Here is a 24,043-nt window from a genome sequence, read left to right as displayed (position 1 = left end):
GGCGTCCTCCTGGTCGTAGATGACCAGCCTGCGCCCTTGCAGAATTGAACAGAGTGCCGCGACCCTGCAAAACCATCGCGTCACTCCGCGGATGATCACCACGTCGGGGTCTTCGGCCTGCAAACGCCTCCAGTAGGAAAAGACGCCGGGAAAGGAAAAAGGCGAATTCGGAATGTTGCTCGAGCGCCGACGCATGATCATCCGCGACAGCGCGGATGGAGCCATCACGTTGGGAGAAACAAGAGCGTGATTCTCGGTGACGCTCGTTTCGACTACGTCGACCGCAACATGGTGCCCCGCCGAAGTCAGAATGCGAACCCAGGGTGCCGCATTGGTGTGGTATCTTGGCAGGCAAAACAGGTATCTCAAAACATCAGCCTTCAGATATCTTCCGCCGGGCGGATCCGCTTTTTCAACAATAGATGCGAAACCACCATCATCGCTGCATAAACCGCCGCCGATACCAGCAAGCCGGCCCAGGCGATGCCTGAAATTCCGATCCATCCGGACAAAGCCAGGCAAAGCGGAACATAGATGGCGATCGCCAGCGCCGTGATTTTCAAAAGCGGCTTCGTCCCGGCCAGGACCTGGATCAACGGATTGAGATGCATTCCAGCCAGGCCGAAGCATTCTGAAGCGAACAGAATGGCAAAGAGCAGCGAAGCTTCGGCGTAGGCCGAACCGCCAGCCAGAAGGACGATGGGGTTTTGCAGCAACACCCCCCCAACCGCCATGCCGGCGGCGGCGCATGCCGAAACCACGGTGATGCGGGCGTTCAAGCGGTATAGACGAGAAGAAGGCTCTTGCTTCGACAGTTTCGCGATTTCGGGAAAGATGACCTGGTTCAAGGGACCGGTCAGCCGGGAAACCATCGTCGCCAGGCGCGATGCGAGCGAATAAGAGCCCGCGGCGACCTCTCCCAGCAGGCCCGCGACAAGGAACAATGCGAGATGCCGCCTGGCGCTCACAAGCGTCGAGAGCAGACTGGTCCCCGTGGCCATGGCAAGAAACGCCCAGAAGAAACGGCGTTTGGACCGGGAGCGAAGCGGGTTGAGCAGTTCGATGTGCTCCTGCCTGGTATAGAGCAGCATGCGAACGAACAGCGTCAGGTTGTAGAATGCGCCGACCGCTGCCAGCACGATTACATAAGCCGGCAATGAGGCATCGAGGATCCAAAGGACGAGAGAGGCAACCACCACGGCAACCCCTTGCATGAGTTGATTGCCGGCAATGACGTCGTACCGGCCGTTCAGCCGAAGCACACCTTTCGGCGTACCCGAAAGACTCGCCAACAAGGTGAGGCTGTAGATAATCGCCAGAAGGCGATTATCCCGCGACACGCCAACAGCTTCTCCAAACAGCAAGATCCCGCCTATCGCCAGGACCGTGGCGAGAAGGGCGGCTGAAACATCGAGGGCAATTCCGCAAGATGCCGCCGGTCCCAGACGCAAAGGCGACCTCGCGCACAGCCTGATCACGGGCTGCCAGCTCTCGAACGTGCATAGGCCGGAAACGAACGCCACATAGGCCTGAATTACGGCGAGTGTGCCAAAATTCCCCGGACCCAGCGACCGTGCGTTGAGCGCCAGTGCAAGGATGGAGCACAACGCGGCCACTCCGCTTGCGGACGTCGTAAACGTAACGTCGCGGGCAATCCGCCGCGCGCGCATCCATCCGGAAGGCTTGGCGACCGCCGTCACGTCCTCAGCCATTGTCTCGGCGCAAGGCCCGCGCCCCCTGCGGCATCACCTCGGCGGGGGCCGGTGGAAAACACTTCCGGTGCACATAAACCAAGCCAAAAATGAAAAGCGCAACGAGAACGGCTCGCTTGGCGGAGATGAAGGCGCCAAGCAGCTCCTTGCGCTGGATGTAGAATGCGAGATGGACGATGGCCACGATCAGCCCGGCCTTGAGCGTCGCGCTGCGCACATTGCGGATTATCGCCTCGACGGCAACACACACGAGCGACAGAATGACAACGAGCAGCGGAAATCCGGCATACCCGAAATTGGCAAAGAACTCCGCCCAGATGTTTGCAGCGACGCCACCACTGTAACCCGGAAATAGGAACGGCTGAACCTGCTCGTTGTAGGTGCATCCGTCCTTGCCAAAGACCGTATCCGAGAACGGAAACAGAGAAAGAGGCACCAGCCAAAGATTCGAGCACGGCAAGGTGTAGTCATATTTCACGACCAGATCCAGGTGAGCCAATGTCACGAACTGCTCCAGCCCCACGAGAGCGGAATCGGACAATTGGTCGAATTGTATTTTCTGACCTACAAGTTCAAAATTTCCTGCTTTTATTGCTGCATATACCGCCTTGTACACTGCAAGAAAAAAGAATGCGCCAATTCCTCCAATTATGTATCTTTTCCTGATCAAAAGCAGGGAAATGTTCCTGTACCTTATGTACAAACAAGCTAAAATCGCGATGGCAACCGAAGAGCGATGCCCGATATAGAGCGTAAGCATCAGTCCCAGGCAGCTCAAGATGATGACCAGCCTGGATTTCTCCCACCCCGACAGGGCTCCGAACACCATGCCGATGATGCAGCTGTTGTAAAATACATACTGGATCCGCCCGGTAGATGACAAAACATCGGCCTTTGAGGCCGAAAAAAGTGCCGGATTTGCTATCGAAATCCCACCGAACACCACCAGCATCACAATTATTACGATCGACTCCCCCCGAACGTCGCCTTCGACTTCGAAATCTTGACGCCTTGGCATGAAGACCAGCATCGCGGCAGCAATGCAAGAAAGAGAAAGCGCAATGGCATATCCAGTGCCCGCGTGATATATGAAATCATACTTCCTTCTGCTGACATCAACATACTGAAATCCCCCGGTGACGAATGGCACAAAGTAGACCAAGCTCGACAAAAGCAACAACATTTGCGGCGTGAGCGCAAATGGCGAAACAAAATAATCTCGTTTGAGGTGCTTCACTTTCGTTCCATCGCCATCTGAATATTCGAATTGTTCTCACCCCTTAGCGGCCCAGGGACGATTTCTCCCACAGCAAGCCATACGAGTGCGCCATCCGCTCAAGCGAGAAATCCGCAGCGATGCGGTCGCGACATGCTTGCCGCCTGCTCGCCCAAGACCGGGTATCCTGAATTTCCGAAGCCATAATCTCGATGGAACGCGATAACGCGTCAGGGTTCCGCGGCGGAACGATCAATCCCGTGTTGCCGACAAGCATCGCGATGTCCCCGACGTCCGTTGCCACGCATGGCGTGCCGCATGCCATCGCCTCGGCAACCACGTTCGGAAAGGCTTCGCTGCTGGAGGCCAGCACATGAATGTCGAATGCATTCATCAAACCGGCAATGTCGTCGCTCGGCCCGAGAAGCTTCACCTTGTGGCGAACATCATAGCGCTCCAACAGCACGGCAAGCGCAGTGTTTTCAGCCGTCATACCCGGGCCGGCAAGAACACATTTGAAGGGAAGGCTCTTGTGCATCGACAGCCTGGACAGGGCAGCGAAGAGATTCTGGTGGTCCTTGTCGGGATGCCAGCGAGCGACGTTTCCGATAACGAACTGGCCATCACCTATCGACCAATCCCGACGGAGCCGCGCGCGCGCCCGGTCGTCCGGCTCGAACACGGCCAGATCGTAGCCATTCGGTATGATCGTCCAGTTCGAGCTCGAATATCCTGCATGGATGTGGCACCGCGATGCATTTTGCGAGCAACTGACAATCCGAGCCGGGATGATACCGGATATGAGAGCGCATATCCTGTCCACTGTCCTGGTCGTAAAGGAGGCCGCCCGCGGATCCAGTCCGCAATTGTGCATCCCCCAAAGAACCGGGCTGATGCCGCCAAGCCGCGCCAGGACGCCTCCGACGAGGTTGGCGTGATACATCCAGCACTGAACCACGTCCGGCCGATAGGTCGAGAACACGCGCCTGAGCGAGGCGAGCCCCTTGAGACTCAACCTTCCCTTTGGCATCGCCAGGCAGGCGAGCGGTATTTTGGCCGCGCGAAGCAACGGGCCATATTTTCCGTCACCCGAAAGCGAGACGACAAAATGGGAATGGCTGCGCTCGGCCGTGCACAGGCGGTATAGCGCTGCCTCGGCGCCGCCGTTCTCAAGTCCGGTGATGACGTGCAGGATCTTAATACGACCGCTCCTTCCCCACGGCGTTCGTGGGATCGACACCCATCGCGAGCAGGTAGGCGTCGGCCACCTTTTCGACACTGAAATCCCGCGCCCGACGCCTGACGTCCGGAGGATCAGCTTCATCAAGGGCGGCCATCACTTCTGCCGCGAAACCCTGGGCATCTCCGACCGCGGCGAGGCGCCCCCACTTGCCGTCCTCCAGAATCTCGGCCGGACCGCTTTCGCAGTTGGTGCTCACCACGTTGGTCCCGCAAGCCATTGCTTCGATGATCGTGTTTGGAAATCCCTCCCTGCGGGAGGATTGAAGAAACAACGCTGCCCGCCGCATCCACGGATACGGATTCTTCGAAAAGCCGACCAGAGCGACCGAAGAATTCAGCTCGAGTTCGTCGATCAGGGTTTGAAGCGATCCCCGCAGCGGTCCTTCCCCGACAATGGCCAATTTGACGGCCCTCTTCGTCGCAATCCGCGCGAAGCTGCTTATGAGCGTGGCATGGTCTTTTGCGAAATCAAGCCGCCCAACGGCCACCAGCAAGATCCTGCCATCCTCGACCGCGAAGGGGTGATCGAGCGGTTCATCCGCCTGCTCTTCAACATGTTTGATGTCCAGCGGATTGTAGATCGTTTTGACGGAATTCCGGTCGACCCCGATGCTCTGGATCAGGTCTTCCGCGACGCCATGCGATACAGTGATGATCGTGTCGGCACGACCATAGGTCAGCCGCATGAGGAATGGCAGGAACTTCTCACGAACCAGCTTTGTATCAGCGACGGTCCTGGAAAGATTGCTCCTTTCGGATATCACGATCGGTGTCCGGCGCAGCGAGAGCATGGACGAGACGATGCCAACGATATTTGCATGGGGTAACGCCGTCAGCATCACTCGCGGCTGCTTCCGCCTCAAATACCGGATCAAAGCCAATACGGAAAACAGCAACCGCGAGGCTCGGAGGTCCTGTATCCTTATCGTCTTCGGAACCAAAGCGAGATACTCGCCCGTCGCACACCCAAGCACCAGATCGATCGGCAAGCCGCGCCGGCCAAATTCGCTGGCCAGGGTGAGCATTGCCCGCTCGGTGCCGCCAGCACGAAGAGAGGGAATGAAGATAGCAATCCGAGCGTCTGGGCTGCCTGGCGATCTCTTGTCTTGGCGCGTGCACGTCACTCGGTTCGCCACCTTTCCTGGCCGGTCACGGCGAAAGCTTTTTTGCTTGCGCCTGACCGTGCGCGATGAGCGATGCTCCACCCGGATACCGGGGAGACAGCCGTCGCACTCGGGTCCACGAAAGCGGAGAATATCTTCGGGTGATCAATGTCTTCGCCGAAAGACATAGGCGTAGGTTTCAGCCGCATCCTTCCCGATGAGAAGAGCCGAGAGACCTAGCCAGAGGCGCCAGACAAGGAAGGCCGGCACGAAAGCGTAGAAGTATGAACTCCTCCAGAACAGATGACGCTGGACGAGTTCCAGGCCATTTTGCGCTGCGATCCTTTCCACCTCGCTCGGCAGGCATCTGTCATAGAAGGCTGGGAAGCCGTCGTGCCCCCTGCCCTTGTCCGGATAGACCGCAAACAGCAGGCGACGCTTGATCGCCTCGGGCAAGACCCGATTGAGCCTGGCGAAAACGGCGTTGCGTGAAGGCGAGAAAATGGCGACCGTGCCGCCCGGCCTTACGCAGCTGGCAATGCCGCGAAATGCGCCTTCGCCGTCGCGGACGTGCTCCAGAGTGGCCTGGCATATGACCAGATCGGCATCTCCCTTCCCCCTGAACGAAGTAAGGTCCGCCTCGATCCGCTCGTCATAGATCTCGCCCGGAGCCTTCGACAGTTCCTTGGCATCGCGGTCCACCCCGACGACAACCAGCCCCAGACGACGCTTCTCGGCTAGGCTTACAAGCGGCCTTGCTCCTCCGCCCAGATCATAGACCAGTGCGTTAGGTGTAAAGAGCACCGGTGCGATTTCCGCAGCAAAGGCGTGGTTGCCATCCACGCGCAGCCGTAGCGGCAAGGCTCGGTCCAGACACTCTGAGACCGCCACGTTCGTGCGAACAAAACCCCGCAGCAAAGACGCTATCCCGTCATCGATTTCGTGGACAAGACGTGACCTCCCCCTACCTCCGCTCAAAATAGGCCTGGTACCATTCGACGAACCGCCCGACGCCCTCCGTCACGGACGTGCCGGGACGATAGCCGACCGCCGCCTGCAGCGCCGAAGTATCGGCGAAAGTGTCAGGCACGTCGCCGGCCTGCAGCGGCAAGAGCTCCACGATGGCCTTGCGGCCAAGCGCGTTTTCAAGCGCCTCGACATAGGCGGTCAGCTTCACCGGGTTGTTGTTGCCGATGTTGAAAATGCGCCAAGGCGCGCTGCTCGTCGCAGGATCCGGATGACCGGAATCCCAGGCGGAGTTAGCCGCGGCGGGGCTGTCGCTGGTGCGGATCACGCCTTCGGCGATGTCTTCGACGTAGGTGAAGTCGCGTGTGTGGTTGCCGTTGTTGAACAGCTTGATCGGCTCGCCGGCCAGGATGTTCCTGGTGAACAGGAACAGCGCCATGTCGGGACGCCCCCAAGGGCCGTACACTGTGAAGAAACGCAAGCCCGTGGTCGGCAGCCCGAACAGGTGGCTGTAGCTGTGCGCCATCAGCTCGTTGGCGCGCTTGGTTGCGGCGTAGAACTGCAGCGGATGGTCGGCCGGGCGATGCTCGGAAAACGGCATGTCGGTATTGGCGCCATAGACGCTCGACGTGCTGGCATAGGTCAGGTGGCCGACACGGCTGTTGCGGCAGGCCTCCAGCATGTTGGCGTAGGCGATAATGTTGCTCTCGACATAGGCGTGCGGGTTTTCAAGGCTGTAGCGGACGCCGGCCTGGGCGGCGAGATGGATCACCCTGTCGAAGGCGTGATCGGCAAAGCAGCCGTCCACCACGTTTCGCTCTGCGAGATTACCGTGGATGAAATGGTAGCCCGCATTGGTGTTGCGGCTTGCTTCGGCCAGAAGCCGCAGCCGCGCCTGCTTGATCTGCGGATCATAGTAGTCGTTGATGCTGTCTATGCCGACGACCTCGTCGCCGCGTTCGAGCAGCCGCCTGGCGACGTGATAGCCTATGAAGCCGGCAGCGCCGGTGACCAGAACCTTCATCAGAACCGCCCGTCCGTAACATCCCTGGGGAACAGACCCTTGATGTCGTAGACGACGCTAGGGTCCTTGCAAAGCGCCCGAAGACCGGCAACGCCCAGGGTGTGAAACTGCCCGTGCCCCACGGCGACGACAACGCCATCGTAACGCGCGGCGGGCATCTCTTTAACGCTCGTTACGCCAAAGGCGCGCGCGCATTCCTGCGCATCGACCCAAGGATCCCAGATATCGATGCCGGCATTGTACTGCCTCAGCTGCGCGACAATGTCGGCGACCTTGGAGTTTCTCAGGTCCGGACAGTTTTCCTTGAAGGCCGCGCCCATGACCAGAATCCGGCTGCCAACGACAGGTATGCCCTTGCGCATCATAAGGCGGGCCGTCTGGTCCGCTGCATGCCGGCCCATGCCGTCGTTGATGCGGCGACCGGCAAGAATCACCTCGGGATGATAGCCGAGTTCTTGAGCCTTGTGGGTCAGATAATAGGGATCGACGCCTATGCAGTGGCCGCCGACGAGACCAGGGCTGAAGCGCAGGAAATTCCATTTGGTGCCGGCCGCTTCCAGCACCTCCGACGTGTCGATGCCCAGTTTGCCGAAGATCAGCGACAATTCGTTCATCAAGGCGATATTGAGATCGCGTTGCGTGTTCTCGATGACCTTGGCTGCCTCGGCGACCGCGATGCTCGATGCACGATGCGTGCCGGCGGGAATGATCGAGGCATAGAGGGCGTCGATGGCGTCCGCCACCTCCGGCGTGGAGCCGCTGGTCACCTTGACGATCGTCTGAAGCCGGTGCTCGCGGTCGCCGGGGTTGATGCGCTCAGGGCTGTAGCCCAGGAAGAAGTCTTCGTTGTAGCGCAGCCCCGAATGTTTCTCGATCAGCGGAGCACACACCTCTTGCGTACAGCCGGGATAGACGGTCGATTCAAAGATTACCACCGCACCGGGGGAGATCACCTCGCCGACCGTGGCGGACGCCATGACAAGGGGCTTCAGGTCCGGCCGGTTGGCCCTGTCGATCGGAGTGGGGACAGTGACGATGAAAACTCCGCAATCCCGCAGATCGGCCTTGTCGCTGGTGAACCGCAGCCGCGTGGCGGCATCGATTTCATCTCTGCTGGCCTCAAGCGTGTGATCCTCGCCACGCCTCAGCGCATCCACGCGCGATTGGCTGATGTCGAAGCCGACGACGTCCCTGATCGCTCCGAGGGCCACCGCCAGCGGCAAACCCACATAGCCAAGCCCGATGACAGCTATTTTCCTGGAGCCGAGGTCCATTTGCTTCCTGTCCGGCAAGCCTTAATCAGCCACGGCCTCCGCTATCGCGCACCATGGCCGGTAATCATCGTCTTGATGGTTCTGAGGGTGATGAGAACATCAAGCCAAGGCGAGAAGTTCTTTATGTAGTAAAAATCGTAGTGTAATTTCTCCATCACATCGTCGACCGCCGCAACATGCCCCTGGTTTACTTGCGCCCACCCGCTCACACCTGGCCTGACGATGTGCCGGTAGCGATAGAACGGCAATTCCGCCTCATACCAGTGCGACAGGACGACAGCCTCGGGCCGTGGCCCGATCCAGCTCATTTCGCCGCGCAGGATGTTGATGGCCTGCGGCAGCTCGTCGATCCTGAACTTGCGTAAAAAACGCCCTATCCGGGTGATGCGATCGTCGTCACGTTTCGTGATCGCCTTGTCCTTGTCGCTGCCAATGCCGGCTTGCTGCCTCATCGAACGAAACTTGTAGACCGTGTAGATCCGGCCCCTGTAGCCAATGCGGGGCTGGCGAAACAGCACCGGGCCCTCCGAGTCCAGCCGGATCAGCAGCGCGATCAACACCACGAAAGGTGAAAGAGCCACGACCATGACAAGCGCGGAGATCCAGTCGATTGCCTGCTTGATCTTGAGATAGGCCTGGTTCGGATTGAGCGAGCCGAGCGTGTTTTCCGACAGGTGTTCGATCTCGACGCGGCCGGTCAGCGATTCGCTGACCTGCTTGACGTGGTAGACCGGCGTGCCCGAAAGGGCCCGGTCCGCGATGTATCGTTCCCATTCGGCGTCAAGGTCGGCCCGCAGATCGACAACCACGCCATTCGCCCGTTCGATGACGGTGCCAGGCGAAGTGATCCAGAACCAATGCACTCCCGGCAGTGTCCTTAGGCGCTCTACGTTCCCGCCGGGAATGACGACCAGCCGGTACGGTTCGAGATGCCGCGTTATGATGCTCAGGCCAAAATACCAGAGCGTGGACTGGGTGAAGCTGGCAGCCGCCTGAAACCGGCTGTACTCGAAACGAAAAAAGAAAATAGTCAGGAAAACAAGCCCGTAGGACAGCACAAATGTCGGCAGGATGTAGCTGGCAGCGGCCACGCCGGGGAAATTCCCGATACGCCGATAGGCAAGGAAGCCTGCTACATGCGCAATGACCGCGGCAGCGACGGTTACCTGGAGATTGGCGACGTAGACCGCATCGGGTTTGAAGGCGATCCGGATGAGGGCCGGCGCGACGATCGCGAACGTCAGTCCGCCAATAAGTTGAAAGCGAATTCTGAACAGGAAGTGCCGGCTTCCGACAAGAGTTGATGTTGCGACATTCAACTTCTTCCCCCCTCGAAGCTGCCATGTCGGCGATTGCCATTGCAATAATGCGCTTGGCTTGGCCGTTCATTCGCAAAGCGGAATCGGGCCTCTCGCTACTGGCTGTTCGACTCAGTCGAAGATCAAGAGCTACGACACTGTAACGATACCAGCAAGTATCTATTTACACTGTAGCAATCGGCAGGATTTTTTATCAATCGCGTCGCTGAATGCGGTTCAAAAGCTATCGCTAATAAATTGGCTTACTGCCCGCCATCGAGAATGTCTGGACGCATGAAGGTAAATGGATGTTCGTATCTCTGGTGACTGGCTGGCTGCTTGGGCAGGACCTGCCAGTCACATCCGTCCGACCTGGATGAACCAGGTTCTTCCCCGGAATGCCCCAGTGGATCGCTAAATTCAGTTGCGCTTCAGCAGCGACCAGACGGCGGGCACCAGGCTTGCGGCCAGAGCAACCTTGATCAGATCACCGACGATGAACGGCACGACGCCGAACTGCCAGGATTTTTCCGGACCGATGAGCATCGCCAGCCAGGCAAAGCCCATGGCCATCATGACGAACTCGGCAACCAGCATCGCGTTGAAAAGCTTGATCGGATGGCGATCCCAGCCGCGATCGGCGGCCCAGCCGGCGATCGCCGCCATGACCACGAAGCCGGCGAGATAGCCGCCGGTCGAGCCGAGCATGTAGGCAATGCCGATTCCCTTTTCCGGCGTGCTCTGGAAGACCGGGAAGCCCATCGCGCCCTCGGCCATATAGAGCAGCAGGGTGGCGACGCCGAGCCGCAGGCCGAAAGCGGCCCCGATCAGCAGGACGGCGAGCGTCTGCATCGAAATATCGACGGGCCCCAGAACCACCTTGGTCTTGGCCGACAGGGTCAGGAGCAATGTCCCGGCTATCGCCAGGAAGAACTGCGTTGCCAGCCGCGCCGCGCCATCTTGCGGCAGAGCCAGAGAAACAAGCGGGCGCATCGTCGTTGCAGTTGCCATGGTCTTCCCCATCCGAGTGCCGCCATCCGATGATCGCGGTCTTGCGTTTTCCTATATTGGCTTGCGTGCTATGCGGCAATCGGTTTTGCCATTCCCGCAACAGGCATCGACACCGTCATGGCCCTCGAATTCGATACCAGCTTCGATCCCTGCTACGGCGGGGGCGTCAGCGTCGCGCCCGACGTGCAGCGCGTCACGGCCCGAAATCCAAGTCCCTTCACCTTTCACGGCACCAACAGCTACATCGTCGGACGCGATACGCTGGCAGTGATCGATCCGGGGCCGGATGACGAAGCTCACCTTCGCACCTTGCTCGACGTCATCGCCGGCAGGCCGGTCAGCCACATCTTCGTCAGCCACACGCATCGCGACCATTCACCGCTGGCGGCACGGCTGAAGCAGGAGACCGGAGCCCAGGTGATGGCGGAAGGGCCGCACCGGCCGGCAAGGCCATTGCATATTGGCGAGATCAACGCGCTCGATGCCAGCGCCGATACCGCTTTCGTTCCCGATCTCGCGCTGCCGGACGGCGCGCTGGTCGCCGGCGACGGCTGGGCAATCCGCACGGTCCTGACCCCCGGCCATACCGCCAACCACGCGGCATTCGCGCTGGAGGGCACCGGCATCCTGTTTTCGGCCGACCACGTCATGGCGTGGGCGACCTCCATCGTCGCGCCGCCGGACGGGGCGATGGCGGACTACATGGCCTCGCTGGACCGGCTGATCGAACGCGGTGACCGCCTGCTGCTGCCCGGCCACGGCGGGCCGGTGACGGCACCGCGAGGCTTCATGCGCGGATTGAAGACCCATCGCAAAATGCGCGAACGGGCCATATTGGAGCGGATCCGCGCGGGCGACCGCACGATCGCAGACATGGTCAAGGCGATCTACAGGGATACCGACCCGCGGCTGCATGGCGCCGCCGGGTTGTCGGTGCTTGCCCATCTGGAGGATCTGGTGGCGCGCGGCCTGGTCGCGACAGACGCCGCGCCGGCCATAGACGGCATTTTTAGGCCAGCCCCTTAGGCCCGAGCATCTATTCGGCCGGAGCCGCGCCGACCTGGCCGGCGACTTCCTGGTCCAACTCCGCCAGAAAGTCGGTGATGCGCGCAGCGTTGTCGCCGAGGTCGTAGCGGCCGTAGCGGGAAGCCGACCGCATGTCGACGAGAACCGTATCCCCGTCGTCCGTGATGCGAATTGCCACGTCTGCGGGGAGGCCCAACACGAAGCTCCTGGCGACAGCGGTAATCGTCACGTCGCTTTGCCCGGCGAGTTCGGGATAGGGTCCGGTAAGATCCCAATTGCGGCGGTCGAGCACGGTTTCAACGGCAGTGACGACGGTCTCGAACGGCAGGTCGTAGCTGCGCGCGGTGACAAGCGGATAGCTGTCGGTCTGCAACCGCTGCTCGCCGGGCGTCGGCGGCGAGAGCACGTTCATGTCCTTCGTGCGACCGGTGACGTCGAGTGCCGGCGGTTCGTCGAAATCGGTCGAAATATCCCTGAGCGGCGGAAAGATTGTCGCCCAATAGGCGGCGATGCCATAGGGGGTCAGCACCAGCACTGCCAGCAAGACGCCGACCGTGATGTCGCGGCCGCCATAGTCGCCAAAATTCCACACCCTCGAGAAGGCAAATCCGGCGAACAGAAGCGCCAGCGCCGCCAACAGCGCGACGATAGCCAACACCCACAGGAACACCGGCGTTTCAACGAGGTTGAAATAATGGCCGACGAACACGGTCAGCAAAAGCACCGCCGAAAAAGCAGCGGTGCGCCGCGACCATCCGGCAGCCTTCGACGTTTGCCGTTCCGAAATGCTGACCATGTTTCTCTGCGTCATCCCAAGCCGAAGAAGACTTAGCGCATGGCCACCAAAATCGGAATCGATTTTCGAGGAGGATCGTGCGCCAGTTGGAAATGCTATCGTGCCCTGCCGGAAAGGTGCACGTCGCTGCACTGTCCTTTTACGACCGCATCAGGCCGAGACACGCAATATCGCGTCAATCCGTCGGCAAGCGGTAGTCCCTGAATTGCTGGCGCAAGGTGATCTTCTGGATCTTGCCGGTGGCGGTGTGCGGAATTTCGCCGACGAAGGCGACGTCGTCGGGCATCCACCATTTGGCCACCTTACCGTCGAGAAAACCAAGGATATCGGTTTTGGTCGGTTCCTTCCCCGGCTTGCGGACAACCACCAGCAAAGGCCGCTCGCCCCATTTCGAATGAGGGACGCCAATGGCGGCTGCCTCGGCGACATCGGGATGGCCGACGGCCAGATTCTCCAGGTCGATGGTCGAAATCCATTCGCCGCCGGACTTGATGACGTCCTTGGCGCGATCGGTGATCTGCATATAGCCGCCAGCGTCGATGTGGGCGACATCCCCGGTATCGAACCAGCCATCCTCGTCGAACTGCTCCGAGCCGGCGCCGCCGTAGTAGGCGCTGGCCACCGCGGGGCCGCGCACCTTCAGCCGCCCGAATGTCTTGCCGTCCCAAGGCAGCGCGTTGCCTTCGTCGTCCGTCACCTTCATCTCGACGCCGAAGGGCGGGTAACCCTGCTTGCCCTGGACATCGAGCCGGGCGTCACCCTTAAGGCCTGCATAGTCCGGCTTCAGCGTACACAGTGTGCCGAGCGGCGACATTTCGGTCATGCCCCAGGCGTGGACGACCTGGACATCGTAATTGTCCTGGAATTTCTTGGTGATGATGCGTGGGCATGACGAGCCGCCGATGACAACCTTGTTGAGGTAGGGCAGCTTCCTGCCGGTCTCCTCCAGATATTGCAGCAGCATCATCCACACGGTCGGCACGGCGGCACTGAAGGTTACTTTCTCGGTGTCGAGCAATTCATAGATGGAGGCGCCGTCCATCTTGCAGCCCGGCATGACAAGCTTGGCGCCGATCATCGGTGCGCTCTGGCCAAGGCCCCAGGCATTGGCGTGGAACATCGGAACCACCGGCAGGATCGTGTCGCGCGAAGACAGGCCCATCGCGTCGGGCATGGCGGCGATCATGGCGTGCAGGACATTCGAGCGGTGACTGTAGACGACGCCCTTTGGATCGCCAGTGGTTCCAGACGTATAGCACATGCCGGCGGCGGTGCCTTCGTCGAAGCTCTTCCAGGCGAAATCGCCATCGGCCTCGTCGAGCCATTCCTCGTAGGCGACGACGTTGGGCAGCATGGTCTGCGGCAGATGCGCCCTGTCGGCCAGCACGATCACCTGTTTCAGGGACTTGACCGCGCCGGCGATCTTCTCGAGCAAAGGGAGGAAAGTCAGGTCGACAAAGACCGCCTTGTCTTCGGCATGGTTCATGATCCAGACGATCTGCTCGGGAAACAGCCGCGGGTTGAGCGTGTGATAGATCGCGCCGATGCCCATGATGCCATACCAGGCCTCGATGTGGCGCGCCGTGTTCCAGGCCAGCGTCGCAATGCGGTCGCCCAGCCGATAGCCGTCACGCTCCAGGCGCTGGGAGACCTTCAGGGCGCGACGATGGATGCTGGCGTAGGTTGTGCGCACAATCGGACCTTCGATCGAGCGCGATACGATCTCTCGCGCGCCATGCTGCCGCTCTGCGTTGTCGATAAGCTTATGGCAAAGAAGCGGCCATTCCTGCATCAGCCCCAGCATTCGTTCCTCCCTTACGCTCCTCGCTTTTGTTGCCATTGTGAAGCGAACCGGTGGATTGTCCAGCCACCGCCGGGTGGCGAAGCAAATCCGGATGCCGGTCGCGCAGGCAAGCGATCGAATCGCGTCTTTCTTGGAGGTCCGAATGCCTGGCGCTCATGTCATAGGACCGGCGGCCTTGAAATCCATTATATCAGAGAAGTCTAAATTACTCGACCGAGAGGAGAATCCGCCACAATCCGGCCATCGTCGGCATTAAGTTTCGTTAATGGGCAAAGGGGTGCGATTGGCGACTGAAAGAGGTTCGCATGGACACGCAGCTCGACGATAAGGCACTGGAAAGTACGCTTGCCGAAAGCCTGGGCGATCTGGTGCCGGACACAAAGACTGTTTCCGAAGACGAATTTGTTGAAGTTGTCGGCGGTGCGCTCGAAGCGGTGGGCGGCACGCTGCTGTTCAAGATGTGCGTCCAGAACGAAGGGGAAGGCGAGCACGTCGCCGCGGCGTCCGTAGGCGATGGCGGCAATCGTCAATTCCTGCTGCTCACCTTGCCGACCGGCGGCGGCCACTTGAAAGTCGAGACCGCATCCAGGAGCAGCAATCCCGTGGCCGGTATCGCGGCCGCCTATGCCGGCCTGATGGACGCGTTCAGAACCGCCGCCTGAGCCTCGCCGGACAAGGTCTTCGCTAAAAATGCCGTCGGTAGCGCCTACGGCCGGAGACCGATTGCGGACTTGCCGGCGACAAGTCGCCCTTGCGCAAACCACCTCGTCGACACACTTAAAGTTGAGACGAGGAGAAACAGCATGGACAAGATCGCCAACCCGGCACCCGGCTTCCAGCGCAATCCCGATAAGGTCATCACCGTCGAACCGTATAAGGGCACCCTCACCGTGCGTGCAGGCGACACTGTTATCGCCTCCTCGACGAACGCCAAGGTGCTGACGGAAGCGCCCTACCCGGCCGCCTTTTACATCCCGTTCGCAGACATCGATTTCAGCAAGCTGAGCGGCACGCGATCCTCGACACATTGTCCCTACAAGGGCGACGCGAGCTACTGGAGCGTGCTGCCTGCTGGCGAGGCGGGCAAGGATGCGATGTGGGCATATGAGCAGCCTTTCGACGAAATGGCTGAAATCCGCAACCACGGCGCGTTCTACGCAAGCAAGGTCAGCATCGAAGCCAAGCCAGGCTGAACGGACCAACGAGGAGGCCGGACCTGCCGGTCAGTCGGTGGTACCGTTATTGCCGAAGCCTTCGGCATCGTCGAGCCGCACGAAGGTCAGACCCTTCTGCTTGAGCGCCAGCAGGCCCTGCACGACGCCCTCCCCGGCGGCATGGGTCGGCTGGTTGATATGGGCGATGATGACGTCGCCGTCCTTGGCCGCTCCTATGCGCCTTGTGGTTTCCCTGGCGCCGAGCAGCGACCCGCCATCGCCATTGATCGAGAAGCCGGCGATCTTGAAGCCCAGCTTGCGGATCATGGCGATCGCCGACGGACTATACTCCGCGGTCGCGCCCCGAAACCATTTCGGCGCCGGCTCGCCAGTCCCGGCCAAGGCGACGGCGCCCGACTCGACCTCGGCCAGAACCGCTTCCGGACTGCCGGCGCTGCGTATGCCATAGATCTTCTGCGGCGTGTCGACGGCCGGTATGTGATGGCCGCCATGGTTTTCCAGTTCGAACAGGTCGGGATGTGCCCGCATGATCTCGACGGCGGCGGCGTTCCGCTTCAGCCAGATGCCGGTGACGAAGATGGTCGCAGGTATCCTGTTTTCCACCAGCGCCGAGAGGATGCGGTTGTCGGTCCGTCCGCCGCAGGCGTCGAGGGTCAAGGCAATGCGCCCGGTTCCGCCTGCATCCGGCTTGATGTGCAGGATGGGTTCGACCAGCGATGCGGCATGGCCGCTGGACACGACGGCCAAAGACATGGCGACAATGCAGAGATTTTTTTGCAGCAGGCGCATCAAATCCAATTCCAATCGGGCGTTTCACGGAGGCATCCCAAGACCCGCATGAAGGCGAAAATCGGAGCTGGATAGCAGAAAAGCACCAGACGCGACAATCTGACCGTCTTGCGGCAGTTCCTCGTTCCGATCGGCGGCAGGCGCTCAGCCGCGGCCCGCCTTTGCCACCTGAACGGCCGCCTGCGCGGCCGCCAACCTGGCGATCGGCACGCGGTAGGGCGAACAGGACACATAGTCCAGTCCGACCTCCTCGCAGAAGCGGATGGAGGCCGGATCGCCGCCATGCTCACCACAAATGCCGAGCTTGATCCCTGGCCGCGCCGCCCTGCCCTTCTCGGCGGCCATGCGCACCAGTTCGCCGACGCCATGGATGTCCAGCGATACGAACGGATCCTGTTCGATGATGCCTTTCTGGCGATAGGTTTCCAGGAACGAGGCCGCGTCGTCGCGCGAGATGCCGAATGTCGTCTGGGTCAGGTCGTTGGTGCCGAAAGAGAAGAACTCGGCCGATTCAGCGATGACATGGGCGCGGATCGCCGCGCGGGGGAGCTCGATCATGGTTCCGGTCAGGTAGTCGATCTTGACGCCGCTTTCGTCCATGACGCTCTTGGCCACCGCATCGATGCGCGCCTTGACATAGTCGAGTTCCTTCACAAGCCCGACCAGCGGCACCATGATCTCGGGTACCACCAGCGCGCCGGCCTTGCGGCCAGCCTCGACGGCGGCTTCGAAAATGGCGCGCGCCTGCATCTCGGCGATCTCGGGATAGGACACCGCAAGCCGGCAGCCGCGATGGCCGAGCATCGGGTTGAATTCGTGCAGCGCCTCGGTGCGCTGCCTGAGCTTGTCCGGCGCAACATTCATCGCCGCCGCGACTTCGGCTATCTCGGCCTCGGTCTTGGGCAGGAATTCGTGCAACGGCGGATCGAGCAGGCGGATGGTCACCGGCAGGCCGGCCATGATCTCGAACAGCTCCAGGAAATCCGCTCGCTGCATCGGCAGCAGCTTGGCTAGCGCGGCGCGCCGGTCCTTTTCGGTGTCGGCCAGGATCATCTCGCGCATGGCGATAATGCGGGCGCCATCGAAGAACATGTGTTCGGTGCGGCACAAGCCGATGCCTTCGGCACCGAAGGAGCGCGCCATGCGCGCATCGAGCGGGGTTTCGGCGTTGGTGCGCACCTTCATGCGCCGCACCGCATCCGCCCATTCCATGATGGCGGCGAAATCGCCGGAAAGCTCGGGCTGGAGCATCGCTACGGCGCCCTTGAGCACCTGCCCGTTGCCGCCGTCGATGGTGATGATGTCGCCCTTGCGGAAGGTCTGCCCCATCGACATCAGCGTAGCTGCCTTATAGTCGACGCGCAGCGAACCGGCGCCCGAAACGCACGGCTTGCCCATGCCGCGCGCCACGACGGCAGCATGGCTGGTCATGCCGCCGCGCGTGGTCAGGATGCCTTCCGCCGCATGCATGCCGTGGATGTCCTCGGGGCTGGTCTCCACACGCACCAGAATAGCCTTGCGCCCTTGCGCCTTGAGATCCTCGGCGTCCGCGGAGGAAAAGACGATCTCGCCGGTAGCGGCGCCTGGAGACGCCGGCAGGCCGACACCGATGACGTCGCGTGCGGCCTTCGGATCGATGGTGGGGTGCAGGAGCTGGTCGAGCGAGGCGGGATCGATGCGGGCGACCGCTTCCTCTTTCGAGATCAAGCCGTCCCTGGCCATCTCGACGGCGATCCTGAGCGCCGCCTTGGCGGTGCGCTTGCCGGACCTCGTCTGCAACATCCACAATTTGCCGCGCTCGATGGTGAATTCGAGGTCCTGCATGTCGCGGTAATGCTTTTCCAGTCTGTCGGAGATGGTGACGAAGGACTGGAAGGCGTCCGGCATCAGTTTCTGCAATGACGGTTTGTCGGAGCCGGCGGCGATGCGGGCCGCCTCGGTGATGTTCTGCGGCGTGCGGATACCGGCGACGACGTCCTCGCCCTGCGCATTCACCAGGAACTCGCCATAGAGCTGCTTCTCGCCGGTCGAGGGATTGCGGGTGAAGGCGACGCCGGTGGCCGAGGTCTCGCCCATGTTGCCGAACACCATGGCCTGGACGTTGACCGCCGTGCCCCAGCTTTCGGGAATATCGTGCAGGCGCCTGTAGGTGATGGCGCGGTTGTTCATCCAACTCGAGAACACGGCACCGATCGCCCCCCAGAGCTGTTCGTGCGGATCCTGCGGGAACGGCCTGCCGAGCTCCTCTTCGACCTTGGCCTTGTAGAGCGCGATGACGCCTTGCCACTCGATAGCCGTCAGTTCCGTGTCGAGTTCATGGCCGAGGCTGGCCTTCTGATCCTCGAGGATCTCCTCGAACACCTCGTGGTCGAGCCCCATGACGACATCGGAATACATCTGGATGAAGCGCCGGTAGCTGTCATAGGCAAAGCGCGCATCGCCGGAATCGGCGGCCAGTGCCTCGACGGTTTCGTCGTTGAGGCCGAGATTGAGCACGGTATCCATCATGCCAGGCATCGAGGCGCGGGCGCCGGAGCGCACCGACACAAGCAGCAGTTTCGACGGATCGCCGAAACGGCGGCCGGTGAGCCGGCCGATATGGTCCAGCGCCACGGCGACGTCCGCTTCAAGCCCTGCGGGATAGGCGCGGCCGTTAGCATAGTAGGCGTTGCAGACCTCCGACGTGATGGTGAAGCCCGGCGGCACCGGCAGGCCAAGGCTACACATCTCGGCCAGATTGGCACCCTTGCCGCCCAACAGATTCTTGTCGCCAGCCCGGCCTTCGGCCGCACCATCGCCAAAGGTGAAAACCCACTTGGTCATGCTTTGCTCTCCGGTTGCAGGAGATTGGAAAGATTGACGAAACAGAAAGCCCCGCCATATCCCGACTTTGGACGGATATGATGCTGCAATGGGAAAGGCAAGGCGTCGGCAAAGCCGTTTGGCCGCTACAATCGATTAAGCAAAAGCTGCGGCAAAAGGACTTGCCAGTGCAACGGTCCAAGACTAGAACATACAGGGAACGAAGAGGTGCATCATGAAGCTCACCGGAAAACTCGACTATCTGGAACTGCCGGCAACCGGCGCGACGCTGGACAGTGTGAAAGCCTTCTACAGCGCCGCCTTCGCCTGGTCGTTCACCGACTATGGACCGACTTATTCGGCCTTTAGCGAGGGACTGGACGGCGGTTTCCAGGCCGACAGCGGCGACGCCACCGCCAAGCCGTTGCCGGTGCTCTACTCCCAGGATCTGGAAGAGACGCTGGCAGCCGTCGAGAATGCCGGCGGCACGATCATCAAACCGATCTTTTCGTTTCCGGGCGGCAGGCGGTTCCACTTTGCCGACCCGGCTGGAAACGAGATGGCGGTGTGGGGAGAATAGGCGGCGCGACCGGCGCATGAGGCGACCGTCGCCAATAGAGTGGTGGATCAGCAGGAAAGTCGCAATCTCCAGGCATTGAGCTTTCCACCGGCACAGCCTATAAGGCCGCGCGCAGTCGACGCATGTCAGCTGCTGGGGCGTCGCCAAGTGGTAAGGCATCGGTTTTTGGTACCGACATTCCCAGGTTCGAATCCTGGCGCCCCAGCCAAGCGCGCAAGGTCCGTTCCGGACACATAGGTTACGGTTTATACCGGAGACATGTTGTTGGAGCAGAATGAGAATCTATTCCGTCGCCGAGCGGATTGCCTTTGTCGTCACGCTCCTGGCCGTCCTCGTTCTCGCGCTGCTGCCGGCACATCGCCTCAAGCAATTCGGAATCGATATCGGCTTCCATTATGACAAGCTCAATCACGCCAGCGCATTCGCCGTGCTGGCTTTCCTGGGCAGCCTCGGCTGGCCGCGGCACAAGCCGGCGCTGATCGTCTTCCTCGCCTTTGTCGGCGCTGCCATAGAAGTTCTCCAGGGCACCACGGCGATAGGCCGCGATTTCGACGTGCTCGACTGGGTTGCCGATTGCATTGGCATTGCATGCGGTCTGCTGGCCGCGATCTGGGCGACCTGGATCGTGCAACGCGCAAGGTGAGAAGAAGCCGAACCGACTGCCTTACCGCGAAAGACAACGCTCAAAATCAGGCTTCAGCACGGCACGTTGAAGGTGAAGTCAGCTTGCCTCGCGCATGGCTTCGGCTGCCTGCAGATCGACCGAAACGAGCTGGCTGACGCCCTGCTCGGCCATGGTCACCCCGAACAGCCGGTCCATGCGCGCCATGGTGATGGGATTATGGGTGATGATGACGAAGCGCGTCTCGGTGGTCTTGGCCATCTCGTCCATCAGATTGCAGAAGCGTTCGACATTGTGATCGTCGAGCGGCGCATCGACTTCGTCGAGCACGCAGATCGGCGCCGGGTTGGTGAGGAACACGGCGAAGATCAGCGACATCGCCGTCAGCGCCTGCTCGCCACCGGACAGCAGCGTCATGGTCTGCGGCTTCTTGCCGGGCGGACGGGCAAGGATTTCAAGTCCTGCCTCGAGCGGATCCTCGGATTCGATCAGCTGCAATTCCGCCGTGCCGCCGCCGAAGAGATGCGAGAATAGCCGCTGGAAATGACCGTTGACCACGTCGAAAGCGGCGAGAAGCCGCTCGCGGCCTTCGCGGTTGAGGCTCTGGATCGCTTGCCTGAGCTTGCGGATCGCCTCGATGATGTCCTCGCGCTCCGAGACGATGGTCTCCAGCCGGTCCGAAAGCTCCTTCTGCTCCTCCTCGGCGCGCAAATTGACGGCGCCGAGCCGCTCGCGCTCGATCTTCAGCCTGTCGAGCTGGCGCTCGATCTCGGCCATTTCGGGCATCGGATCGTCGGCCTCCAGCCCGGTATGGCGGATGACCAGATGTGGCGGCGTGTTCAGCGTCTCCTGGATGCGCGCCTCGACCTCCAGCCGGCGCTCGTCGGCCGCGGTCAAGCGCTCCTCGGCGCGGACACGGGTCTCGCGCGCCTCGGCCAGCGACTGGATGGCGCTGGTGGCCGCCTTGTCCAGTTCGGCCTGCCTGTTCTCCGCTTCCTGCAGACGGTCGGCCGCCGCCTTGCGCAAGGTCTCGGCCTCGGTGAGCTGTGACAGCAAGGCGCGCCGCTTGGCATCGATCTCGTCGGGTGCGTCGGCCAATCTCTCGCGTTCGGCCTCGGCCTCTGCCTTGCGTTCGCCCAGCGAGGCGATCTGCGTCGAAGCGTTCTCGGCGCGCTCCAGCCAGTTGCTGCGCTCGGCGCCGATCGCATCGAGCCGGCGCGACCGCGCCTCGGCCTCCCGCCGCAACCCTTCATGGACGGCACGCGCATCGGCGAGCGTGGCGCGGTCGCGGGCGACATTGGCCGAGGATTGCTCGAGCTGTATCTGCAGGTCGCCGAGATCGGGCGCGTCCTGCAGCAGCATTTCCGCCTCAGCAAAGGCGGCCGAAGTTTCTTCATGACTGTCGACAATACGGGCGCGGGCCTCGTCCAGGGCGGCGCGCCGGCTCGCCAACTCGCCGCCGGCCTTTTCGGCTTCGGCCAGCGCGTTGCGGGCGGCGTCCAGCCCGTGCTGGGCGTCGCGTCCGGCCTGACGCGCGGCGCGCTCGGCCTCGCTGGCCTCGCGAAGCGACTGTTCGGCCTGTGCGAGCACCGCCTCGGCCTCGCGCAGCACAAGCGTCGCCTGCACCGCTTCGGCATCGAGCTCGGCCAGCCGGTTCTTTTGCGCCAGGCGTTGCGCGGCCGCGGTCGGCGCGTCGGCGCTGGCGGTCAGCCCGTCCCACCGCCACAGCGCGCCCTCAGGGCTGACCAGCCTCTGGCCGGGCGCGAGCAGCCCTTGCAGGCGGCGGCCGTCGGCGGCTTCGACAATGCCGATCTGCGCCAGCCGGCGGGCAAGCTGCGCCGGGGCACGTACCACGCTGGCCAGGCTCTTGATGCCTTCGGGAAGCGCGGCGTCATCGGCCTGGATCGCGCTCTCGCCCCAATGCACCGGGGCGCTGCGGTCGAGCGGCACGTCAAGGTCCTCGCCGAGGGCGGCGCCCAAGGCCGTCTCATAGCCGCGCTCGACGCTGATCTGTTCCAGCACGGACGGGAAGAGATCGCCGCTGGCTGCGTTCAGGATCTTGGCCAGCGTGCGGGCTTCGGTTTCGATGCGCGCCAGTTCGGCCCTGGCGTCCTGTAATGGCGGGCGGGCGGCATTTTCGGCGGCGCGCGCCTCGGCGACCGCCTGTTCGGCGGCAATCGCGCCGGCCTCGCTCTCTTCGAGCCGCGCCAGCGCGTCCTCGACCAGAAGTCGCTTCTCGGCCGGGTCGGGCAGGCCCGCGACTTTGGAGAGTATTTCCGACAATTCGCGGTCGACATCGGCGAGTTGGCGGGCGAAACGGTCCCGACGCTCGGCGGTCTCGCGCAGCGTCCGCTCGACCTGATTGCGCGAAGCGGCGGCCTCGGCCCGCTCGGCGGTAAGTGCTGCAAGCCTGGCTTCGCTCTGCGAGAGCGTCGCGGCTGCCTGTTCGAAGGCGGCGCGGGTGGTTGCTTCACGCTCGGCCGCGCCGGCATTTTCGGAGTTGAGCGCTGCTTCCTCGGCGCGCAGGCGTTCGAGGATATCCGCATTGTCGCGCACCATGCGCTCCTCGCGGGCGATGTCACCGTCGAGCTGCTGGAGCCGGCGCTCGAGTTCCGCCTGACGGGCGCGGATGCGGCCGGCTTCTTCCTCGACCTGCGATCTGGCGATCGACAGGCGCTGGAAGGCCGCGGCCGCCGCAGCTTCGGCGTCACGCAAATCGGGCAGCCGATGCGCGCCGATACCTTGCTCCCTGGCGGCCGCCATCTGGGCGGCGGCGCGGTCGCCAACCAGGGCGGTGGCGACGGCCAGCGCCGAACGTGCCTCGCCTTCCTGGGCCTTGGCCAGCGTCCAGCGCAGATGGAGCAGCGTCGCCTCGGCCTTGCGGATGTCGGCCGACAGGTTCTTGAAGCGGGAGGCCTGGCGTGCCTGGCGCTTCAGGCTTTCGATCTGGCTTTCCAGCTCGCCAACGACGTCATCCAGGCGCTCGAGGTTCTGCTCGGCGGCCTTGAGCCTGAGTTCGGCCTCGTGGCGGCGCGTATGCAGGCCGGAAATGCCGGCCGCTTCTTCCAGCAGGGCGCGGCGCGCCTGGGGCTTGGCCTGGATCAGCTCGCCGATGCGACCCTGGCCAACCATCGAGGGCGAACGCGCGCCGGTCGACTGGTCGGCGAACAGAAGCTGCACGTCCTTGGCGCGCGCTTCCTTGCCGTTGATACGGTAGAGCGAGCCCGCCTCACGCTCGATGCGGCGCGAGACCTGCAATTCGTCGGCGTCGTTGAAGGCTGCCGGCGCCGAGCGATCGCTGTTGTCGAGGAACAACGTGACCTCGGCGGTATTGCGTGCCGGGCGCGTGCCCGAGCCGGAAAAGATCACGTCGTCCATGCCGGACGCGCGCATGTTCTTGTAGGAGCTTTCGCCCATCACCCAGCGCAGCGCCTCGACAAGGTTAGACTTGCCGCAGCCATTCGGCCCGACAATGCCCGTCAGGCCGCGTTCGATCACGAACTCGCCTGGTTCGACGAAGGATTTGAAACCGAGGAGGCGAAGGCGCGAAAACTTCATTCACGCCGCCCTGAAAGCGACTTTTGCGAAAACGCGCCGCGGGTT

The 24,043-nt window shown here is 62.0% G+C and carries 19 protein-coding genes and 1 tRNA gene; 6 read left to right on the top strand and 14 right to left on the bottom strand.

Going from position 1 to position 24,043, the window contains the following annotated elements; all coding sequences use genetic code 11:
- Positions 1-380 precede the first annotated feature (380 nt).
- The 9 genes from FJ940_RS06210 to FJ940_RS06170 all read right to left on the bottom strand — a co-directional run bounded on the left by FJ940_RS06210 (position 381) and on the right by FJ940_RS06170 (position 10,846).
- A complete protein-coding gene (locus FJ940_RS06210; RefSeq protein ID WP_140655787.1) occupies positions 381-1,712 on the bottom strand; it encodes a lipopolysaccharide biosynthesis protein in 1,332 nt (443 codons plus the stop codon).
- A complete protein-coding gene (locus FJ940_RS06205) occupies positions 1,705-2,949 on the bottom strand; it encodes a hypothetical protein (RefSeq protein ID WP_140655785.1) in 1,245 nt (414 codons plus the stop codon). The genes FJ940_RS06210 and FJ940_RS06205 overlap by 8 nt, the downstream gene beginning before the upstream one ends.
- A 43-nt stretch (positions 2,950-2,992) precedes the next feature.
- Positions 2,993-4,243, bottom strand: a complete 1,251-nt coding sequence (locus tag FJ940_RS28700; protein WP_224680330.1) for a glycosyltransferase — start codon at positions 4,241-4,243, stop codon at positions 2,993-2,995.
- Positions 4,125-5,294, bottom strand: a complete 1,170-nt coding sequence (locus tag FJ940_RS06195; protein WP_281405874.1) for a glycosyltransferase — start codon at positions 5,292-5,294, stop codon at positions 4,125-4,127. The genes FJ940_RS28700 and FJ940_RS06195 overlap by 119 nt, the downstream gene beginning before the upstream one ends.
- A gap of 144 nt (positions 5,295-5,438) precedes the next feature.
- Entirely contained in the window at positions 5,439-6,134 is a 696-nt protein-coding gene (locus tag FJ940_RS06190; protein ID WP_181168414.1) for a methyltransferase domain-containing protein, read from the bottom strand.
- Between the two features lie 103 nt (positions 6,135-6,237).
- Positions 6,238-7,263 (bottom strand): NAD-dependent epimerase, encoded by a 1,026-nt coding sequence (locus FJ940_RS06185; RefSeq protein WP_140494896.1) that lies wholly within the window; start codon positions 7,261-7,263, stop codon positions 6,238-6,240.
- Positions 7,263-8,537, bottom strand: a complete 1,275-nt coding sequence (locus FJ940_RS06180; RefSeq protein ID WP_140494898.1) for a nucleotide sugar dehydrogenase — start codon at positions 8,535-8,537, stop codon at positions 7,263-7,265. The genes FJ940_RS06185 and FJ940_RS06180 overlap by 1 nt, the downstream gene beginning before the upstream one ends.
- Before the next feature lie 41 nt (positions 8,538-8,578).
- Positions 8,579-9,856, bottom strand: a complete 1,278-nt coding sequence (locus tag FJ940_RS06175; protein ID WP_140520791.1) for a sugar transferase — start codon at positions 9,854-9,856, stop codon at positions 8,579-8,581.
- Positions 9,857-10,255: 399 nt separating this feature from the next.
- Positions 10,256-10,846, bottom strand: a complete 591-nt coding sequence (locus FJ940_RS06170) for a biotin transporter BioY (protein WP_140494902.1) — start codon at positions 10,844-10,846, stop codon at positions 10,256-10,258.
- Between the two features lie 117 nt (positions 10,847-10,963).
- Between FJ940_RS06170 and FJ940_RS06165 the strand changes: the two genes are divergently transcribed.
- The gene (locus tag FJ940_RS06165; protein ID WP_140564248.1) at positions 10,964-11,872 is read left to right on the top strand and encodes an MBL fold metallo-hydrolase; all 909 of its coding nucleotides are present in this window, start codon (positions 10,964-10,966) and stop codon (positions 11,870-11,872) included.
- A gap of 10 nt (positions 11,873-11,882) precedes the next feature.
- On the opposite strand, the gene FJ940_RS06160 is transcribed toward FJ940_RS06165, so the two are convergent.
- Together FJ940_RS06160 and FJ940_RS06155 are read right to left on the bottom strand one after the other, a co-directional pair.
- Entirely contained in the window at positions 11,883-12,668 is a 786-nt protein-coding gene (locus FJ940_RS06160; protein WP_140494907.1) for a DUF1499 domain-containing protein, read from the bottom strand.
- 175 nt (positions 12,669-12,843) lie between these two features.
- Complete coding sequence (locus tag FJ940_RS06155; RefSeq protein ID WP_140494909.1) at positions 12,844-14,472, bottom strand: fatty-acid--CoA ligase; 1,629 nt, start codon at positions 14,470-14,472, stop codon at positions 12,844-12,846.
- A 305-nt stretch (positions 14,473-14,777) separates the two neighbouring features.
- On the opposite strand from FJ940_RS06155, the gene FJ940_RS06150 reads away from it, so the two are divergent.
- Positions 14,778-15,134, top strand: a complete 357-nt coding sequence (locus FJ940_RS06150) for a hypothetical protein (RefSeq protein ID WP_140494911.1) — start codon at positions 14,778-14,780, stop codon at positions 15,132-15,134.
- Positions 15,135-15,275: 141 nt separating this feature from the next.
- Positions 15,276-15,665: a DUF427 domain-containing protein gene (locus tag FJ940_RS06145; RefSeq protein WP_140655777.1), complete on the top strand. Its 390-nt coding sequence runs from the start codon at positions 15,276-15,278 to the stop codon at positions 15,663-15,665.
- A gap of 30 nt (positions 15,666-15,695) precedes the next feature.
- Here FJ940_RS06145 and FJ940_RS06140 read toward each other — a convergent pair whose 3' ends face one another.
- Together FJ940_RS06140 and ppdK are read right to left on the bottom strand one after the other, a co-directional pair.
- Positions 15,696-16,436, bottom strand: a complete 741-nt coding sequence (locus FJ940_RS06140) for a polysaccharide deacetylase family protein (RefSeq protein ID WP_140655774.1) — start codon at positions 16,434-16,436, stop codon at positions 15,696-15,698.
- A gap of 144 nt (positions 16,437-16,580) precedes the next feature.
- Positions 16,581-19,259, bottom strand: coding sequence for a pyruvate, phosphate dikinase (ppdK, locus tag FJ940_RS06135; RefSeq protein WP_140514847.1), 2,679 nt, complete (start codon positions 19,257-19,259; stop codon positions 16,581-16,583).
- A 214-nt stretch (positions 19,260-19,473) separates the two neighbouring features.
- Here ppdK and FJ940_RS06130 point away from each other — a divergent pair, with 214 nt between their 5' ends.
- The 3 genes from FJ940_RS06130 (at position 19,474) to FJ940_RS06120 (ending at position 20,461) form a co-directional block, all read left to right on the top strand.
- On the top strand, positions 19,474-19,818 hold the full coding sequence (locus FJ940_RS06130; protein ID WP_140494922.1) for a VOC family protein: 345 nt from the start codon (positions 19,474-19,476) through the stop codon (positions 19,816-19,818).
- 133 nt (positions 19,819-19,951) lie between these two features.
- Positions 19,952-20,026, top strand: a tRNA-Gln gene (locus FJ940_RS06125).
- Positions 20,027-20,092: 66 nt separating this feature from the next.
- Entirely contained in the window at positions 20,093-20,461 is a 369-nt protein-coding gene (locus tag FJ940_RS06120) for a VanZ family protein (RefSeq protein ID WP_140555925.1), read from the top strand.
- A gap of 78 nt (positions 20,462-20,539) precedes the next feature.
- Here the strand turns inward: FJ940_RS06120 and smc are convergent, their stop codons facing one another.
- Complete coding sequence (smc, locus tag FJ940_RS06115) at positions 20,540-23,998, bottom strand: chromosome segregation protein SMC (RefSeq protein WP_140655771.1); 3,459 nt, start codon at positions 23,996-23,998, stop codon at positions 20,540-20,542.
- Between the last annotated feature and the right edge of the window lie 45 nt (positions 23,999-24,043).

Origin of the sequence: Mesorhizobium sp. B2-3-7, assembly GCF_006442695.1 — a bacterium.
Taxonomy (GTDB): domain Bacteria; phylum Pseudomonadota; class Alphaproteobacteria; order Rhizobiales; family Rhizobiaceae; genus Mesorhizobium.
Note: the sequence above shows the minus strand (reverse complement) of the source record. Positions and strands in the feature narration are given on the sequence as shown.